This is a genomic window from Paenibacillus alba (assembly GCF_013204855.1).
Lineage (GTDB): Bacteria > Bacillota > Bacilli > Paenibacillales > NBRC-103111 > Paenibacillus_E > Paenibacillus_E alba.
Genome location: NZ_JABMKZ010000004.1, coordinates 263,632 through 281,981 on the forward strand (window position 1 = coordinate 263,632; position 18,350 = coordinate 281,981).

The 18,350-nt window shown below is 44.7% G+C and carries 14 protein-coding genes and 1 pseudogene; 7 read left to right on the forward strand and 8 right to left on the reverse strand.

The features are described from left to right. Nucleotides 1-191: 191 nt before the first annotated feature. On the forward strand, nucleotides 192-1,355 hold the full coding sequence (locus HQN90_RS08155) for a murein hydrolase activator EnvC family protein (RefSeq protein ID WP_173217281.1): 1,164 nt from the start codon (nucleotides 192-194) through the stop codon (nucleotides 1,353-1,355). 160 nt (nucleotides 1,356-1,515) lie between these two features. After that, on the forward strand, nucleotides 1,516-2,196 hold the full coding sequence (locus HQN90_RS08160) for a hypothetical protein (protein WP_173217282.1): 681 nt from the start codon (nucleotides 1,516-1,518) through the stop codon (nucleotides 2,194-2,196). 313 nt (nucleotides 2,197-2,509) lie between these two features. Here the strand turns inward: HQN90_RS08160 and HQN90_RS08165 are convergent, their stop codons facing one another. Then, complete coding sequence (locus HQN90_RS08165) at nucleotides 2,510-2,956, reverse strand: MarR family winged helix-turn-helix transcriptional regulator (RefSeq protein ID WP_173217283.1); 447 nt, start codon at nucleotides 2,954-2,956, stop codon at nucleotides 2,510-2,512. A gap of 304 nt (nucleotides 2,957-3,260) precedes the next feature. On the opposite strand from HQN90_RS08165, the gene HQN90_RS08170 reads away from it, so the two are divergent. From HQN90_RS08170 to HQN90_RS08190, 5 genes are read left to right on the forward strand one after another with little or no spacing between them, the layout of a single operon-like run. Then, nucleotides 3,261-3,614: a MarR family winged helix-turn-helix transcriptional regulator gene (locus HQN90_RS08170; RefSeq protein ID WP_246362150.1), complete on the forward strand. Its 354-nt coding sequence runs from the start codon at nucleotides 3,261-3,263 to the stop codon at nucleotides 3,612-3,614. After that, a complete protein-coding gene (locus HQN90_RS08175; RefSeq protein ID WP_173217284.1) occupies nucleotides 3,611-4,270 on the forward strand; it encodes an HlyD family secretion protein in 660 nt (219 codons plus the stop codon). Before HQN90_RS08170 ends, HQN90_RS08175 begins: the two co-directional genes overlap by 4 nt. Nucleotides 4,271-4,291: 21 nt before the next feature. Further along, nucleotides 4,292-5,608 carry an efflux RND transporter periplasmic adaptor subunit gene (locus HQN90_RS08180; protein ID WP_173217285.1) on the forward strand — a complete coding sequence of 439 codons (1,317 nt, stop codon included), beginning with the start codon at nucleotides 4,292-4,294 and terminating at the stop codon, nucleotides 5,606-5,608. An 11-nt stretch (nucleotides 5,609-5,619) separates the two neighbouring features. Beyond that, nucleotides 5,620-7,185: a DHA2 family efflux MFS transporter permease subunit gene (locus tag HQN90_RS08185; protein ID WP_173217286.1), complete on the forward strand. Its 1,566-nt coding sequence runs from the start codon at nucleotides 5,620-5,622 to the stop codon at nucleotides 7,183-7,185. A gap of 47 nt (nucleotides 7,186-7,232) precedes the next feature. Then, complete coding sequence (locus tag HQN90_RS08190; protein ID WP_173217287.1) at nucleotides 7,233-9,551, forward strand: S-layer homology domain-containing protein; 2,319 nt, start codon at nucleotides 7,233-7,235, stop codon at nucleotides 9,549-9,551. Between the two features lie 171 nt (nucleotides 9,552-9,722). On the opposite strand, the gene HQN90_RS08195 is transcribed toward HQN90_RS08190, so the two are convergent. The 7 genes and pseudogenes from HQN90_RS08195 to HQN90_RS08225 all read right to left on the reverse strand — a co-directional run bounded on the left by HQN90_RS08195 (nucleotide 9,723) and on the right by HQN90_RS08225 (nucleotide 18,323). Then, on the reverse strand, nucleotides 9,723-10,217 hold the full coding sequence (locus HQN90_RS08195) for a hypothetical protein (RefSeq protein ID WP_173217288.1): 495 nt from the start codon (nucleotides 10,215-10,217) through the stop codon (nucleotides 9,723-9,725). 121 nt (nucleotides 10,218-10,338) lie between these two features. Next, on the reverse strand, nucleotides 10,339-11,115 hold the full coding sequence (locus tag HQN90_RS08200) for a Cof-type HAD-IIB family hydrolase (protein ID WP_173217441.1): 777 nt from the start codon (nucleotides 11,113-11,115) through the stop codon (nucleotides 10,339-10,341). Nucleotides 11,116-11,578: 463 nt separating this feature from the next. Continuing rightward, nucleotides 11,579-12,778: pseudogene (locus HQN90_RS08205) on the reverse strand (GTP-binding protein). Between the two features lie 174 nt (nucleotides 12,779-12,952). Next, nucleotides 12,953-14,611 (reverse strand): DUF4855 domain-containing protein, encoded by a 1,659-nt coding sequence (locus tag HQN90_RS08210; RefSeq protein ID WP_173217442.1) that lies wholly within the window; start codon nucleotides 14,609-14,611, stop codon nucleotides 12,953-12,955. Nucleotides 14,612-14,891: 280 nt separating this feature from the next. After that, on the reverse strand, nucleotides 14,892-16,691 hold the full coding sequence (gene pepF, locus HQN90_RS08215) for an oligoendopeptidase F (protein ID WP_173217289.1): 1,800 nt from the start codon (nucleotides 16,689-16,691) through the stop codon (nucleotides 14,892-14,894). 34 nt (nucleotides 16,692-16,725) lie between these two features. Next, entirely contained in the window at nucleotides 16,726-17,619 is an 894-nt protein-coding gene (locus HQN90_RS08220) for an ROK family protein (protein ID WP_173217290.1), read from the reverse strand. Nucleotides 17,620-17,645: 26 nt separating this feature from the next. Next, nucleotides 17,646-18,323, reverse strand: coding sequence for an N-acetylmannosamine-6-phosphate 2-epimerase (locus HQN90_RS08225; protein WP_173217291.1), 678 nt, complete (start codon nucleotides 18,321-18,323; stop codon nucleotides 17,646-17,648). Nucleotides 18,324-18,350: the final 27 nt, after the last annotated feature.

The following is an 18,350-nucleotide window of genomic DNA, read 5'->3' on the forward strand; positions in this document are numbered from 1 at the left end:
CCGAGCATTTCATGGCATCTAACGACCAAATGAAAAAGCGCCGCGTTATGCGGCGCTCCACTCGGAGATCGTTTGAAAGGAACAACATACCAATGACAGCTTGATCTAGAAGACTTACACTTTTATTAGAGTCGAAAATCATTATTTCATCTACATTGACTTCATAGAATCATGCTGGAAGGGATGATAAGATGAAATCCAAGAAACTTGTTATTATCGCAGCCATACTGATCTTGTTCTCTAATTTTAATTATGTACATGCAGCTGATGTTCCGGAACAGGGTGTCCAAGATTTAATCGCAAGCTATAATCAACGTTTACAAGTTATCCAAGCGATTAATGGTCAACAAACGGAGATTCAAAGTCAGCTCACATCGATTAACCGGCAAGTTTTTGAATATGATAAATTAGCTGGCGAACTGCAGCCTGAGATCGAGAAAATGAAGATCCAAAAGGATTCATTACAGAAAAATATAGCCAGTGTTCAAAAGGATATTGATACCCGCGATAAACTATTGAAAAATCGAGTAAGTTATATCTATACGAGCGGAAATATTTCGGCTTCTTATATGGATGTGCTATTAGGATCTTCTAGTTTTAGCGATTTTATTAATCGGATAAACATGCTAATTATGGTATTGGGCCAAGATAAGCAAATTATTGATGCAAAAACGGATGATAAAACGAATTTAACGAAGATGAAAGAACAACTGGATCAGCAGCAATCGTTGCTTGAAGCTCAGCAAAACACGCTAAATGCAGCCAAAGCCGAACAAGAACAAAAGATTGCAGAGCGTCTCACTTTATTGAAGCAATTACAGCAACAAAGTCTGAATGAAGTTGACAGTGCTCAGAAAGATGCCGAAAATTTGTCCGTGGTTGATTCCGAGCTTGCACCCGAAGTCAAAGAACAACTTAAAGCGGCGCTGGATAAAATAATTCAAAGCGATGGTGTTTGGGATTGGCCGGTTCCTTCTTCCCATACCATAACATCGGATTTTGGCTCCCGCGGTGAAGAGTTCCACGCCGGAATCGATATCGGAGCTCCCATTGGGACTTCCATCGTCGCTGTGGATAACGGAATTGTGCTCTACGCAGGAAAAGCTAACGGATTCGGCAACTGGGTCGTCATTAAACATACCAATGGTTTGATGAGTGTTTATGGCCATATGTATGGAGATGGGATCTATGTCTCCGTCGGTCAGGAGGTAAGCCGCGGCCAAGTCATTGCTGTTGTTGGCAATGACGGTCAGTCAACGGGACCTCATCTGCATTTTGCCGTTGCAGCAGGCATTACGGGCAATCAAATGAACTACATCGATCCTCGCCCATATTTGGCTAACCAACAATTGTAAGCTAAATTTCATAAAAACGGAGCCCTGAAACACGCGAGGCTCCGCTTTTTTTGTTCCATAAAGTTGCAGCCCAAAAACAATATAGCGTATTATTAATCATAGCTTTCTGCAATTATCTTTATTTTGCGAAATAGAACTTGTATATAAGGCGGTGCATCAATTGAAAAAATACATCCTCGGCGGTATCACCGGGTTTCTCGTGGCTACGACACTGTCCGCACATGCGGAGGAAATGACTAGTATGATAGGAAAAACGATTCAGGGCGCTTTCCCCTTCCAGATCGAAGGCAAAACACTCGGAACGCCAGCAATTGTTGTGGATGGAACTTCCTACTTGCCGGTACGTGCATTTGGAGAAGCTACCGGATATGAGGTTTCATTTAATGCAGACCTTGGCGTTTCTCTTAAGAAAAAAGAGGAACAGCCCTCTCTTCCATCTCCATCTCCATCTCCTTCTCCAACGCCTTCACCATCCGCAACGCCAGAGCCGCCAGCAGTCGGTGACCCAAGTCGCGGATATCAGGCTATCAAATCGGTTAGTTTTAGCCTGAAGGATGAAAAAACGAAAAAAAGCACAGGCGATTTTGGCCTGATCCAAGTGGACGGAGCGCAGTACGTCTCGCTCTCCACTGTAAGCAGCTTCTATACCGTCAGCTGGAATGAACCGCTGGTGCAGCTGAGTCTTAATGGTCAGCTTGTCACTTTAATTACCACCAATAACCAATATTCCAAAGGAACTGGTGCTTTTACTTTTGACGGCACGATTTACGTAAATCTTACCATGCTGAATTTAAAGGGGGCTGTCAAAGAGGGGATGCTTGTCTTAACGGAAGACCTATAATTGTGTCAGCGTTCAGACTCTCCATAGATTTAGCACTTATGCTTAGCGCAAGAAAACCTGCAAAAGTGCAGGAATTTCCGGGTGAATTCGGTTATAAAGTGGAAATGCCTGCAATTGTGCAGGTATTTTCATCGTTTCCAGCCTCTGATCCCAAAAAAGCCTCAAAAGCCTGCACAAACGCAGGAATTTCATCATTGAGGCTGCTCCAAGTGCAAAAAAGATGCACAATTGCAGGTTTATAATAAGCAACTGGAGCTAGAGAGTGACTGCATCACCCCAAGCCCTTATATGCCAAGAAAGAGCCCAATTATCGCTAATTGGGCTCTTTGGCACGAATTTCATTGATCGTAAGATTGAATTTTTTAAGCAGTTGTGCGAATGTTTCGCATTCGTCTTCTGTCCACTCTTTTAACACTTCCTTAAGTCTGATCGATCTTGCCTGTTTATATTCTTCTAATTCTTGTTTTCCTAAATCCGTTATTTGAAAGGTGTACGCTCTTCGATCTAGTGGATCAGGTATTCTGTATACATAGTCCTTCTGTTCTAATGACGCAGCTTGCCTACTAACAGTGGAAATGTCCAATTGGAATATTTCTGCTAGCGTTTTCACACCGGCACAGCCATGCGTGGATATTTGGTGCAGCAAAAGATACGCAGATCGATCGATATTACCGAATTTTTTATCAGCGGTTATGGAGGTAAGACGGCGAACAAAAATGGCCATTTCAAGTTCTATGCTTTCCAATGAATCTATTTTCATACATTTTCACCTCATTAGCTATATGAACCATGTTAACATACCCCACTCTAATTTTGAATCAAAAATGGGAACAGAAAAGTACATTGACAACACGCCTTAAAGTTGTATAATACAATAATGTAGTTTCATGATACAACTTGTTTTTTTGGGGGAGTTCATTTTGCAAACATAATTTTCTATGAAGTTTTTAGTTGAGATTTTTTTGAAAAGAGGTGTGATGATGTATCTGGAAACGAGCATCGCTAAACTTTTGAGACAATTGACGCGAACTCATAAAGAATCATTAGCTAAAAGGATTCATTGCATGGGTTTAACACCTCCCCAATTCATGACGTTGCACCAAGTTAAAAAGGAGCCCAAGACGATCGGGCAGATTGTCGATGCCGTTGATTTATCCTACAGTACCGTTTCGGGGATCATCGATCGGCTTGAACGCGATGGGTGGATTAATCGTGTGAAGGACGAAGCGGATCGCCGCGTGACTTGGATTTATATGTCGGAGAAAATGCAAGCAAGGTTTGAGGAAAATTCTTTTTTCCAAGAAGCTAATTATTCTAAATTTCTAAATGGATTCTCGGAAGAAGAACTCATCATCATTCATAGTTCTTTCGATTTGATTACTAGACAATTGGAAAAGAAGGTTGAGGAGAAATCATGAAGCGTAAAGTAATGTTGTATGTCATATTGACAGCTTTGGTAGTCGTTGGTGGAGGAATCGGCGGTTATTTTTGGTATGAAGGTCAGAACTATCTTTCTACAGATGATTCCAGACTTGCCGGAGATATCTACAAAGTCATGCCGCGAATTACCGGAAAAGTGACCTCGTTGCAAGTTAACGAAGGAGATCATGTTCTTGCCGATCAGATTATCGGACAGCAGGACAACAATAATTTGCCTACAAGCAGCCTAGATCAAGCGGCACTACGGTCCCCTATTGAAGGAACTGTCATCAAAACATTGGTTAAAGTCGGGGAAGTCTCCTCACCGGGTCAGACGGTAGCGATGGTCGTCGATACGAACAAATTGTACGTTTCGGCCAATATTGAGGAAACCCAGATTTATAAAATCAAGGAAGGCGAAAAAGTAGAAATCAATTTGGACAATTTCCCAGGCAAAGTGCTAGTAGGCAAAGTGAAAGAAATCAGCAAAGCTACGGCGTCGACCTTTTCGCTGCTGCCTTCTACCAACACTAGCGGGAATTTCACAAAAGTAACGCAACGTATCCCTATCAAAATTGCAATCGATGACAACCAAGGGCTTGATTTATCACCAGGAATCAGCTCCTCGATCAAAATTCATTTGAAGGGCAACTAAAAGAAGAGGAGTTAGTCAACGATGAGTAAACGAAATCAATTAATCGTACCAGCGATTCTCATAATTGCAGCCATTGCTGTTCTTCCTGGATGTGGCGCTGAAGTCTCAGGGCAAGTGGATTCCACAGCAGTCCCGATTCATGTCATTAAACTGGGGCAACCTGCATCTGCAGGTCTAAGCGGTAAAGTCATTCCAGATCAGGATATTAAAATTGTATCCAAAGTAGCTGGCAAAGTAGCCAGTGTCAATGTACAAGAAGGCAGTAAAGTCAAACAAGGCGATGTGTTGATTCAGCTGGAAACAGGCGATTTAAATCAACAAGTGAAACAAGCCGAATCCTCCCTCCTTGCGGCGCAAGCGAAACTTGTCGATACGAAAGCCGGTGCCCGTTCACAAGAAATTCAAGGTCTTCAAAGCGCAGTGAGCGCAGCTCAAGGAGCTTACCAACAGGCAACCGCGGCCATGGAGCAAGCCAAAGCGGGATTAGAACTTGCTACCAGCACTTATAACCGATTAAGAAATTCATACGACAGCAATTCTGGGGTGACTCAGGAGGATTTGGATAAAGGAACGCTCGATTATGAAAAGGCGAAAGCCAGCTCCGAGCAAGCACAAGGCGCGCAAAAAGCGGCTGAAGCTCAGTTGCAAGGAGCAGAAGCAAAGCTGCAATTAGCCAAAATCGGGCCGACTGATAACACAATTTCAGCGCTTCAGGCGGATGTTGACCGTTTAAATGCAGGTTTAGAGCTTGCGAACAGCGGATTAAACAATGCTACGATTACTGCGCCGATAGACGGGCTTATTGTCAAAAAAAGCATCTCTATAGGTGAGCTTGCCCAGCCTGGTGTGCAGGTCCTCTCTCTTGTCAATATGGATCAAGTCCAAGTGGAATTGAGTGTATCCGATAGCCAAATCTCGCAAGTAAAGGCTGGCATGAAAGTAGACGTTGCCATACAAAACCTGCCGAACCAAACCTTTAAAGGTGAAATATTCTTCGTTAGCCCCGTCGCTAACGCGAACAGCAACACATTCCCTGTTAAAGTGAAAGTAGACAATAAAGATGGTTTCCTGTTTGCTGGGATGGTAGCTGAAGTTAAACTGAATGCCGCTCAGGAGAGCCGTTTGGAAATTCCGAAGAGCGCCATTATTAAAAAGGATCAGAAAGAATATCTGTTCACAGCAGACGACAATACAGCCCACCTCGTGGAAGTAAAAACGGAGGAGAAAAATCAGGATTGGTTGTATGTGCTGCCTAACGATAAACTCAAAGCTAATGAACAAATCGTCGTGAATCCGACAGACAAGATTGCTGAAGGCACGAAGGTAAAAGCCGAATAGGAGGCGCAGCTATGGCCGATGCATCGGCAGTTAAACAACAAGAATCAGAAGGCAATGGCAAAATGTGGCTGTCGCTTATCGCTATCGTCATGGGTACCTTCGTTGCCGTTCTCAACAGCAGCTTAATGAATGTAGCCATGAACAAGTTCGTTGCCGTTTTTGGCTCGGATATCAATACGATGCAGTGGGTCATTACGGGATATACATTGGCATCTGCGATGGTTATTCCGATGAGCGGCTTTCTCGGTGCCAAATTCGGAAATAAAAACATCTTTATTTACTCTGTAGCCGGGTTCACATTATTTTCCGTAGTTTGTGGCCTGGCATGGAGCTCTAGTACGATGATCTTGTTCCGAATCATCCAAGGATTTGCCGGCGGGTTTATTATGCCAATCGGGATGTCCATTATTTATACGACGTTTCCTAGGGAGAAAACCGGTACAGCGATTGGCTTGTGGGGAGTTGCAGCGATGTGCGCTCCTGCACTCGGGCCAACGTTCGGTGGATATCTGATTCAAAATTACAGCTGGCGGCTGCTCTTTTTCATTAATATACCTATTGGCATTCTTGCCGTAGTACTTGGAAAAGTTCTGCTGAAAGAATCTCCCCGAAGAGAAGGATTGAAATTTGACTTAACCGGGGCTATTCTATCCATGATCTTCTTTGGAAGCTTGCTGCTCGCTCTAAGCAAAGGGCAGTCACAAGGATGGTCATCCTTATTCATCATTAGCCTGCTTTTTACTGCTTTCTTCAGCTTGCTGCTGCTGATCTGGGTAGAACTCGGAGTCGAGCAGCCCGTTCTTGACTTAAAGCTTTTTAAAAATTTAAAATTTACCATTAGTGTTATTGCGGGTAGTTTAGTTATGATGGGTATGATGGGCGGTACGTTTCTGACCCCCTTATATTTGCAAAACATACAAGGTCTTACCGCGATGCAGACCGGAATATTGATGATGCCTCAATCCATCGCGATGGCGCTGATGATGCCGATTAGTGGAAAACTGGCAGATAAATTTGGGATTGTCCCCTTATGTATCACAGGTCTTACCATCTTGGGTGTAACGACGCTGGATCTGCACCATTTGACGACGGATACGCCTAACCATTGGCTCAATACGATATTAACGATCCGCGGGATTGGAATCGGGCTCTGTATGATGCCGCTGACCACAGCAGGCATGCGTGCGGTATCTCCGCAGCAGGTCGGCAACGCCTCTCCCCTATCCAACGTGGTTCGGCAGGTTGCTGGGTCTCTAGGGATTGCCATCTTTACGGCGCTCATGAGCAATCGTCAGATTATTCATTTTCAGCATATCAGCGATAGTGTTCCTGTAGATTCACTTACAGCGAATAGTACGGTATCCATGCTTTCAGGCGCCATTTATTCGTGGTCGATCGACATGACAACAGCCTCTGGAACTGCGGCTACTTATCTAGCCGGATTCATGCAAAAAGAATCATTGGTCAGGTCCATTGCTGACACTTTTTATATTTCTGCGATTCCTGCTTTTATATGTATCCCTTTCGTTCTTTTCTTTATCCAGAGAAAAAAAGCGTCAAAGGATATCAATGACTAAATGATTTATACCCAGATTCCAAATCGAGTTTTGAGAGGAGTACGAAAATGAAGAAAAGTTTATCAGTTATCATGAGCACCGCAATGGCCCTTACTTTGTTTTCATCTGCAGCTCTAGGTGCAGCCGCCCCTAAAACCTCCGCAGATTTCAGTGATTTAAATCAGCTTGATGCCGCAACGAAGGCTAAGTTTGACGCGATGATTGCCGCGGGTATTTTTGATGGGGTCAGTGATGGCCTCTTTGGTCTTCATGATAAAATGAACCGTGCCCAATTTGCCAAAGTAGCTGCTTTGATCTTCGGATTAAAAGTAGATTCTTCTTTGAAGGTATCCAGTTTCAGCGATGTGAGCAGCACTGATCCGGCTAACGGCTATGCTCTGCCTTATATCGAAGCGCTGAAAGCCGCTAACCTTACCGATGGCTTTGGTCCAGGCACGTATAACCCTGCAGGTGAAGTAACGAAAGAACAGCTGGCCGCCTTCCTAATCCGCGGATTGAATAAGGATGCTGAGGCCAAAGGGAATGCTGGAGTTAATGACAGCACCGTCTCGAGTTGGGCCAAGGGGTACGCTGCACTTGCTATTCAATTGAACTTGCTCGGGAACTTGGCTGACGGTACATTCGGGGGGATCGCACCTGCCACACGCGACCTGCTAGTGACTTCCTCTTATGCAGCCAAGCAGCAATTTGTGCCTGGTCAACATACAGAGATTCGTGTAGATGAAATGAAAGCCTACACCCTCCCTGGTGGCTCACAGGCTCAAGTCAAAAGTATGCTGCAGGAAAAAACAACAGACGGTTGGAGAATTGGGACTGTCGTTAAGCTGACCAATTCGTCCAGTTCCACGATACGGATTCCCGACTATGAACTCCGTGTCAAAACGGCTGATGGCACGGACTATACACTAGTGCCGAGCGCAAACAATGCCCACTCTATTCTGCCGCAGAGCGATGTGACACTCAGCTATATGACCGATATCAATGTAAAGTCGGACGTAACTTTAACCGATATCCTTTGGATTGATGTGAATCAAAAAGTATATCCTAAGCAGGAAACCCTGCTCGCCGATTCTCCCATTTCTTCGATTGTATGGCGCGGTAAAGATGCTGTTATTAAGGACCCAGCCCTACTAGGGAATTGGGGAGCTATCTTTTCGGTTCCTGGCGTGACTTCATCATTGAAATATTCGGCTACAAGTTTGTCCAAGCAGTTCACTGGGCAATCGCCAACGTATATCGTGCAGGTTAAAGTCCAAAATTCAGGAAGTTATGCGGAAACCATTCCCGATTTCACACTCAGCGGGAAATCGGAAGGGCAATCTTTTATTGGAAAAAGGGTTGAAGAATCCCCAATAAGTCTCAATGCCGGAGAGCAGAAATATATTCATTTTGCGATCACGACCGATACGAATACGCAATTGAATGCCTTCTATGTTCTTACGCCTGAAAGCTTCTTGAAACAAGGCCAGACAGCACCGATTCAGTACTATACGGGACGCATCGGATTTGGACTTCCAGCTAATGGAGGATCAGATACAAGCACAGTCCCTGCTGGAGGCAACTATACCTTCGGTACACCCATGGTCTTCGAGCAAGGAAATGAGTTCATCAATCCAAATCTGGCTGTATCGCTTGAAGAATTGCATGTTACGAATAACGAAGAAACCGGAAATAAAACCGGTCTTGCTAAATTCAAACTGGTCAATAAAAGCGATAAGCCCATTCCGGTACCAGCAATTGCCGCTGATTTAACGGGTAAAGATGGTTACACCTATACGGGCAGCCGACAAACAATGGGTACTTCCGATATTGCTCCCGGAACAGGCGTCGTAGTTAGCTATGGCTATACTATTCCATCCACTGACCAAAGTGATCAGTATAAATTGAATGTGCAAGGCGTCCTGTCAGGAGCTGGACAAGGACAACCGGCTAATGGTTCTTCAACCTATAAATCTACGATTGCCAGCTACAATGTCAGCTCGCAAACCGACAATGATCATAACAATGTTTCCTTATATCCATTCAAGCTGAACATCAAAAGCTGGACATTATCCCAGCTGGCTTCTCCGACATTATCCTATACGTATAAATTAAATCTGGACATGGACATTACACGTGATCCTGAAGTCATCGTGGATAATAACTTCTCCAAATTGAAATTTGAACTGGTTGATGGTTCCGGAAGTTCACTGGGCTCGAGTTCCTTCCCTTTCACTGGAACAAATCGTTTGGTGAGCGGCAACCAATCGCTGAGCTTCAACAATCTCACTCAAAGCCAAGTTCAAAACAATGTGTCGATCAAAGTCTATGAAACTGTGACTACACCGAATGGCGAAGTTGACAGATTCATTGCAGAATTAAAATAAAGATTTAATATCTTATGGTAAAATGAATTGAAAAAACGGAGCCCGCGAAATTGCGTGGCTCCGTTTTTAAATACGAAAAAGGGAACTGAATCGCGAACTCGATTTGTTCCTCTAAGCTGAAGGATGAGTTGTTCAACCTCCCTTTTGTACCTTGTATTGAAAGATAGGTGTCTAGTGTACTTCCACAACCACGCTACCGAATAACTTTTCCTCTACATAAGCTTCTAGCCTCCATAGTCCCTTTGAAGGTAAAATCATCATTGATGGCATTCTACCTACCTTATCATTATCTTTTATGGCGGTATTTGGAATTCCTATGCTGCCTTCAAAAACATTTACTTTTTCTCCTGTTTTTTTGCTCACTCCGATAATCTTTACCTTCTTACCAAATAAATTTTGCGTTTCTTGTGGTGTTTCAGCCCAAAAATGCCACATATACTTCTGTTTTTTACCAGGATAAAACCGAACAACCTCATTATCATCATAAATAAATCCGATTTTACCTTGTTCACCTAACAATATAAAATTATCGTTTTTAAACATACTGCTTACTTTCCAAGACTCGTCTAATACGGTAGAGCTTTCCTTGATTATTACGTCGGTATCAGTTTTGGTACAACCCGTTAAGAATAACAGCAAAACTATATAACCTAATCTCATTCTCATTATGCCATCTCCTATAATTAGATGAATATTTGCCCAATGCACGCTCTAAACATATCAGGTTTACCAATTTAGACTTGTAATCCTTACGAGCAATCTCGTAGGACGGCGCGCATTTACTTATTTAAATGATACCAAATTTCTTTAAAGCGTAGGATATGCCACCTTCGCTTGCTTTTTTTGTAACGTAATCCGCTTTTTGTTTTAACCGCTCATCACCGTTTTCCATTGCAATTCCTAATCCTACGTACTCCAACATGTCGATATCATTTCCACCGTCACCGAAAGCAATCGCTTCCGACTTGCAAATGTTTAGATGTTCCAGCACTCTTTTAATCGCCGTTGATTTGGAAACTTCCGTTTCTTCAAGCACATTCATTACGTAGCCATGAAATCGCTCGAATCTGAGCGTAGGAAATCTGATTAGGAATTTTTCTGCTTCTCTCTCATCCGCATACAAACATAGACAATAGACATCTTCTAACAGCGAACTCATTTTTTCAGGATATTGCGTAAGACTCAACGTCTCTTTTAAAGCCTTCATAACCCGCTCATCATCGATCCCTAATCCGTTCATTGCGAATAGCTCAGTAAAATATGAAAGGCCATGTCCGTTCAGCTCCGCAAAAGATGAGATATCACGGACTGTTTTTCTGGAAATCACAGATTTATGGATAATGTTATCATTGCATTTTATAAACGCCCCATTAGCAGAAATAAACGTATCAATGCCCATAGCCTTAAACTCTTCGCACAAATTATAGGGTCTTCCTGTTGCGACTACGACTTTTATATTTTTTTCTATCAACTTTTCGACTGCTTCTTTTGTACTTAGAGGTAAACTTCTATCCATTTCACTTAATAGGGTGCCGTCAACATCAAAGAATACAACCTTGTACATATTTTGAAAAATTCCTCCCTTATTGCTTAAAATTGTTCCCATACATTTCATTTTACCATAATTAGGGAATGGGATTTGAAATAAAAAGGAGGAACCTTCGGAAGCAGATACTAACTCTTCTCATTGCAATTTGTCCAATCAAATCAGCCGTCAAACGTCTGATTTCAAGCTTTCACTGGAAATATTCCAATGAAATATCCCATAAATTCCAAGATGCCTGCTGTTTTTAGATTATCCATTGGCGTTTATCCAATGTAAACCGTCTTTCAAGCCCTTCAAACTAACTTCCATTGGAATTAATCCAATGAAACCAGCTTTCTCTCTCAAAAAAAGGGGGCTTCATTTGCACCTAACAGTCCTCTCCTGAGAACTTATACTTTCCGACGTAAAATAAAAAAACCGCGCTACGCACGGTTTACTAATTTGGAGAAATCGCTGTAAAATAAAGCTTTTCATCGTTCCATCAATAGAACTTGGGAATCGGATCTGTCAGCTTTCTCCAATTACTTTTCATTTCTTCCACCGTTAAAAGAGCTTCATCAAGCGTTCTTGTAATTTCTTCACGCTCCATCTCAATGCCGATAAAGACAAGCTTCGTCACCCTGTCACCCCACGCATCATCCCAATCCGGCGATTTGGGAAAGTCGCTGTCGAAATGCACAAACCTCTCTTCCTCTGACATCGATGCGACCCATAAGCCCGCTGGCGACAGCTGTCTGGAGACACCCGCTTGACTGAAAGAAATCGCCATGTTATTGCGAGTGGCAATCCACACTAAACCTTTGGAACGGACAATCGATTGGGGCTACTTCGCCATCCATTTCAACAAACGCTCAGGATGGAAAGGAATTTTACGTGTATAAACAAAAGAAGTAATCCCGTACTCTTCAGTTTCGGGTGTATGTGATTCCTTCTGCAATTCCCGCATCCAACCAGCGGATTGGCTGGCTTCTTCAAAGTTGAATAAGTGAGTATTCAATATCGACTTAGGATCCACTTTGCCATGGGAAGCTCTTATGATTCTCGCTCTTGGCTGCAATCCCTTTAGAGCCACTTCCAACTTGACAAGTTCATCTTCCGCCACCATATCGCACTTATTGATGATGAGAACGTCACAAAACTCAACTTGTTCTGTCAGAAGATTTACGACACTGCGTGTATCCTCTATGCCTGCATCCTGTCCACGGTCTCTCAAGCTTTCCCGCGTATTGAAATCTTGCCAGAAGTGATAGGCATCAACAACTGTCACCATGGTGTCCAAACGAGTCAGCTTGGATAAATCGATTTGCTTCTCTTCGTCAACATAAGTGAACGTTTGAGCTACAGGCAAAGGCTCTCCTACTCCCGTCGATTCGATTAGTATGTAATCAAATCGTTTCTCCAAAGCAAGCCGCTCAATTTCCTGCAGAAGATCATCCCTTAATGTGCAGCATATGCAGCCGTTGGACATTTCGACTAGCTTCTCTTCTGTACGGCTTAATCCGCCGCCCTCCCGAATCAAATCCGCATCGATATTCACTTCGCTCAAATCATTCACGATGACTGCAACCTTCAGACCGTCGCGATTATGCAATATATGATTTAACAGTGTCGTCTTGCCTGCCCCCAGATAACCACTCAACACAGTAACAGGGATTCTGGCTTGCAAACTTGGCATGCTCATTGTATCAACTGCCTTTCCCAGTTCACTTTTAATCGTAATCATTACAATTAACCATAAGAAATATATCTTCTTTTATAAGTTATGTCAATATTAAAATCAAAGGCTCACCAAAAAGAAAACATCGCCTATTTTCAAGGCGATGTTAACGATAGCCGTGACCTCATTCAAGCCTCATCAATTCGAGTATTTGCTTTTCGTGAATTGGTAAAGCGAGTCGTACAGATTTCGAATCTCTGGATCGCTGCTTTTTGCTGCATGAAGCAAGACGGGGCCGCTGCCTTTGTAATAGGCTTTAAATGCATTCTTCATGTAGCCATACTTTACTCCGCCTTTGAGGTAATCCATGAATCTGTCACGGAAGACCTTATCTGTCAGCATCCTGTCATCAAATTCCATCTCCACTCCCATTCCATAGGTTTTGGCGATATTTGCGGCATCTTCGACGCGATCAACATTCAGATTTTCAAAGTAATAGTTGGGTTGAAAAGCTGCTGCATCAAAGCCGACATCTTGCCACATATAGCTTTTGTACGCCAGGAAGTGTGGGATCCAGAATGACTTATAACCCTGATCGTGGACGAGTTTATTGACTAAGCGGAGAGTTTCGGGTCCCGTCTCACTCGTACTTACCTGCTCATCCAGCCAATACATGCCGACAAGCTCAAGATTGGAGAAATTTTGTTCTTTCCAGCGTTTCTTAACCTCTTGAATCCACCAACGAACAGCTTTCTGTCTATTGGCCAAAGCAGCTTCCTTGCCTACCAAGCCCTCATTAAAGTTCTCCAATATTCCGTCGCCGTCCACATCGCCGAAATCTGATACATACTCGCCAGGATTCGGGATCATCATGACTACCTTCGATTTATGCTTTGGCTGCCCTAGTTTCCCGCCGACTTCCTTGGTCGCCTCATTCAGCTGACGTAGATCTCCTTGATCAGAAAGCGTCTTATCGAGATACCATTTCCAGTCGGTCAGGTACGCGCCGCCACCGCCAAAATCACGCCCTTGCGGAGTCATTAATCCGAGCATAAGGAAACCGTCAAAAAACCAATCGATCGGGTTCCCATCCTTATTGATATAGCTAATCTCGGGAATCAGCTTCTCTTTCGTCCAGTTGCCTTCTCCATTGGCATAATAGCCATTGTATAAAAGTGACAAATTGGAAATACCCGCAGTGTCTTTACCTGGTTGCAAATAGGTGAATGGGTCGGAAGGCACCTTCTTTGCACCTTTCGCTTTTCCATCGGTCCCCCAAATCTCGATTTCGTCCACAAACGACCACGCACTTGGGTGCATGGAGAAGGTCACTTTGATATATCGGGCATACGCCATCACCGCGTCATGGCCGGGTCTCTCAACCCCATCCTTGCCGCCGTCCCAAGTATAGTATTGATCTACCGGAGGTCCATCGCTCCACAGCTGCTCTGTTGCTTTATTGGCAAGCGTCCCCCAATGTGCTTTATCGTCGGAAGCGTACATGGAAACCGTCAGTGGAAAAAGAACAGCAGATCCCGGCCAATCTTGTAGAAAATGGGCTTTAATGCTGGAAACAGATTTGGAACTTCCCAGATCAAACACGACTTCACGCGTTTTTTTATGTAAATTCCCCACCCATGCTGGATCGAGCACGTTCAAGCTGCCAACTTTTCCATCTGTAAGCTTATTCCCGGTATCCGGATAGCTGGGATCCGGTGTTTCGGACCATGTATAACTTAAACCCTTAACCAGATTACGAAGTTCCGGTTGTTTCTCAGCCGCATGCACACTGGGCATCATCATTAACATCAGCACCATACATACGGCTAACGATATCCATTTTTTCATCGGAATCATCATTTTCCCTCCTGAATGTGGTTTACAATCTCCTGCATACAACGTGAAGAGGCCTCTTCACTCTTAATACTAAATGAGCTGTTCCACCGTACAAAGAGATAATTTCTTACTTTGATATACACTTGTTTACTTTGCTCGGGAAACACTCCTCATTATCTCTCTCGACCCCGAGGACAACCGTGTGGACGATCCGAAATCGTAAAAAGCACTCTGGTTTTTAATAACCAAAGTGCTTTTATCAAATGAAGCTCAACCCTCTTTGGGCCTTATTTATGTATGTTTAAAATAATCGTTCAAGCTCGTCGATCAACGAACCCACATAGGCAACAGCGCTTTGGATCGGCTTAGGTTCAGACATATCAACACCGGCATGTTTCATTAAGTCAAGCGGATTCATTGTTCCTCCAGCCTTAAGTACTTCCAGCCACCGTTCAACAGCAGTCTGCCCTTCCTCTTGAATCAGCTGTGCAACCGCTGTAGATGCAGTCAATCCTGCTGCGTAAGTGTAAGGATAAAGACCCATATAATAATGTGGCTGACGCATCCAGGTTAGATGGGCTCTGGAATCAAGCTCCACAGTGTCACCCCAGAACTCGGAAAGCACTTCACCTTTTAGGCTGGACAGCTTCTTCGCGGTTAATGCTTCTCCCTGCTCGGCAGCCGTGTATACTCTTCTTTGCATATCGGCTTCCAACAAATGCGTTACGAAATTATGATAGTACGTATTTAACATCTGCAAAATGACCCAACGCTTCATCCGCGGTTCATTGGACTTCTTCATAATGTGTTCCGCCAGCAGCAGCTCATTCATCGTGGACGGTGCTTCGATGAAATAAAGGGACGGCCGGAAGTTGGTGTAACGCTGATTGCGAGCTGCGAGCATCAAATGACCTGCGTGTCCAAGCTCATGTGCCAAGGTGAAGGCGCTGCGCATATTGCCGCCCCACGTAATTAAAATGTAAGAGTGTTTCCCATATGGCGACGCACAGAATGCGCCAGTCGACTTGCCTACATTGTCGGCATAGTCAATCCATCGTTCTGATAAGGCTTGCTCCATGAGCTCCGTGTACTCCGGTCCCATGATACGCAGTGCTTCAAGGATGGTTTGCCCTGCTTCCTCGGTTGTAACCGGAGGATTGAAGTCTGGATCGAACGGTGCCTTCAGGTCGCTAAACAACAGTTGATCTAGGCCCAGCACCTTTTTCTTCAATTGCATCAGACGACGCATATGCGGGGCAAGCTCCGCAAGAATGACATCGAGGATGTTCGTGTACATCTCCTTCGTCACTTGCTGTGGCTGCAAAAGCATATCTGTTGCGGAGTCATAGCCACGTAAACGGGCAGTTACGACTTGCCGCTTCACTTCCGTAGCGTAAATTGCGGCAAACGTATTCTGATACTGCTCGAGTGTCTTACTGAATGACTCGTATGAAGCCCGGCGCAGACTGGTATTCGAAGAAAACTCATAGTCTGTTTCAAACAAAGCAAATGAAACGGGATGGGTTACGCCATCCGCATCCTGTACAGCGTCAAAAGAGAGGTCAGATAGCTTGCTGCGCTGATAAATATTGTATGGCGCTCCCAACACTTCACCGAGTGACGCCAATACAGCCTCCGTTTCTGCACTAAGCTTATGACGCTTGGTTTCGAGCAAGTCGTTTAAGCTTTTGCGGAAAGGCTCTAACCGCGCCTCCTCCTGTATATATCCTTCTATCGTTCCTTCCGGCAGCTCAAGGATTTCTGAACGAATAAAGGAAATCGCCGCTCCGATTCCCGATGTGAAGTCACCGGAACGTGTGGAGTTCGCTTGGTTTTGCGGGTTGCTGGAATCTTCTGAGAAACGCAGCCTCGCATACGTTGCCGCTCGCGTGCTGCGGGCAAGCAACGCTTCTTGTGCCTCTAAGCAGTCTGCCAACCGGCTTGCTCCCGCTTGTAAAGTCCCTTTGAATGGCTCCAAAAGAGAAGCTTCATCTTGAATAGCTTCCAGTTCAGCTTCCCATTCCTGCGTGCTTGCGAAAAGCTCGTCAAGATTCCAAGTGAGCTCGACGGGAACTTCGTTTCTAAGTCGTCGTTGTTTCATGATGATTCTCCTTTCAACCGATATTAGATTGTTATTATAGCATAAATGATAACACCTGTTTTGCCGCACCGATCGAACCTGCCAGATTGCCAAGATCGGCTGGTTGTACCTCAATGCCGAGCTGAAGGTGTTTCACTTTGGTCATGAACAATCCCCACCATTTCTCCCTAGAATCGACAAGCCCGCCGCCGATGACAATCGCTTGCGGATTTAGGCCAAGATGAACGTTATAGATGACGGTCACCAAATCGTCCAAAAATTGATGGACCACGCCCACGATCTGCGGTTGTCCTTGTTCATAATCTTGCAGAACCTCCATACCAGACGAATATGGAAATAGTGTGGCCTCTCGCGCGGCAGTTACCAAAGCTGTACCGGAAACGTATTGTTCAATACAACCGTATTGGCCGCAATTGCAAAGCTTCCCTCGCGGGACCAACACAACATGCCCCCATTCACCGCCATTCCATAGCGACCCGCGGACAAGTTCACCGCGCACCATATTGGCACCCCCAACCCCGGTGCCAAGCGTCAACATCGTCAAATCGCCATAGACTCTCCCGGCACCAAGCCACGCTTCTCCGATCATTGCCGTATTGGCATCGTTATCGATGAACGCAGGCCGGTCAAACTCAGACTCGATGATTTGTTTTAACTGCGTACCCTGCCAACCTGGCAAATTCGTTGTCGCATACACGATGTCCCCAGTCTCTGTGTTGACTCGTCCCGCCGTGCCGATGCCAATTCCAATCGCATCTTTGTGCGCCGCAAGAAGTTCCGCAATGACGAAGCTCACTTTGCTCAGAATATGCTCTCGTCCCTGCTGGGCATCCGTCGCAATCCTGCTTTGCGTCAATAGTTGGCCTTGGTCGTTGATAACGAGCCCTTTGATCGAAGTGCCGCCGATATCGATACCGATTGCTTTCATCCGCCTTACAACCTTTCGTTATTCTATTATAAATCGTGAGGAATCGCATGAATGAATCTTTCGGTAATATGCTGAGGGCGCGTTATTGCACTTCCAATAACAACGAATTGGGCACCGGCTTCCAAAGCACGGTTGACTTCCGCAGGTTGGCTATACTTTCCTTCTGCTGCAACGGGAATGGCTACTGCGCGGGCCAGTCGAGCGACCAATTCGATGTCGGGTCCGCTTATTTGCGGACTGTATGGCGTGTATCCTGATAAGGTTGTCGAAATATAATCGACCCCTAATTCTGCTGCATACAGACCTTCCTCATCATTCGAAATATCCGCCATAATCGGGATGTTATGCTGTTTGAGCTGTCTTACCGTGTCTGCTAATGATCTCCCGTCAGGTCGCAGCCGATTCGTTCCGTCAATGGCCACGATATTCGCCCCAGCCGCATATACCGCTAAAGCATCCTCTACAGTAGGCGTAATATAAACATCGCTGCCTTCCATTTTTCTTTTATTGAGACCGATAATCGGCACTTGAATGAGCTGTTTCATGACAAAGATATCCGCAACGCCGTTCGCGCGAATCCCGATTGCTCCGCCCAGCTCAGCTCCCTTGGCCATTTCGGCCATAAAATGAGGCCCATACAGCGGCTCACCTTCATAGGCTTGACAAGAAACAACTAATCCTCTTGCCGTAATTAGCTTTCTCATACCGTTGAACTCCTAACTAGGTTTAGA

Bases quoted from the DNA above. Each gene is read 5' to 3' on its own strand.
- HQN90_RS08190 (WP_173217287.1), top strand. From the start codon at position 7,233: ATGAAGAAAAGTTTATCAGTTATCATGAGCACCGCAATGGCCCTTACT.
- HQN90_RS08200 (WP_173217441.1), bottom strand. From the start codon at position 11,115: ATGTACAAGGTTGTATTCTTTGATGTTGACGGCACCCTATTAAGTGAA.
- HQN90_RS08225 (WP_173217291.1), bottom strand. From the start codon at position 18,323: ATGAGAAAGCTAATTACGGCAAGAGGATTAGTTGTTTCTTGTCAAGCC.
- HQN90_RS08175 (WP_173217284.1), top strand. From the start codon at position 3,611: ATGAAGCGTAAAGTAATGTTGTATGTCATATTGACAGCTTTGGTAGTC.
- HQN90_RS08155 (WP_173217281.1), top strand. From the start codon at position 192: ATGAAATCCAAGAAACTTGTTATTATCGCAGCCATACTGATCTTGTTC.
- HQN90_RS08170 (WP_246362150.1), top strand. From the start codon at position 3,261: ATGGGTTTAACACCTCCCCAATTCATGACGTTGCACCAAGTTAAAAAG.
- HQN90_RS08210 (WP_173217442.1), bottom strand. From the start codon at position 14,611: ATGATTCCGATGAAAAAATGGATATCGTTAGCCGTATGTATGGTGCTG.
- HQN90_RS08185 (WP_173217286.1), top strand. From the start codon at position 5,620: ATGGCCGATGCATCGGCAGTTAAACAACAAGAATCAGAAGGCAATGGC.
- HQN90_RS08165 (WP_173217283.1), bottom strand. From the start codon at position 2,956: ATGAAAATAGATTCATTGGAAAGCATAGAACTTGAAATGGCCATTTTT.
- pepF (WP_173217289.1), bottom strand. From the start codon at position 16,691: ATGAAACAACGACGACTTAGAAACGAAGTTCCCGTCGAGCTCACTTGG.
- HQN90_RS08220 (WP_173217290.1), bottom strand. From the start codon at position 17,619: ATGAAAGCAATCGGTATCGATATCGGCGGCACTTCGATCAAAGGGCTC.
- HQN90_RS08195 (WP_173217288.1), bottom strand. From the start codon at position 10,217: ATGAGAATGAGATTAGGTTATATAGTTTTGCTGTTATTCTTAACGGGT.
- HQN90_RS08180 (WP_173217285.1), top strand. From the start codon at position 4,292: ATGAGTAAACGAAATCAATTAATCGTACCAGCGATTCTCATAATTGCA.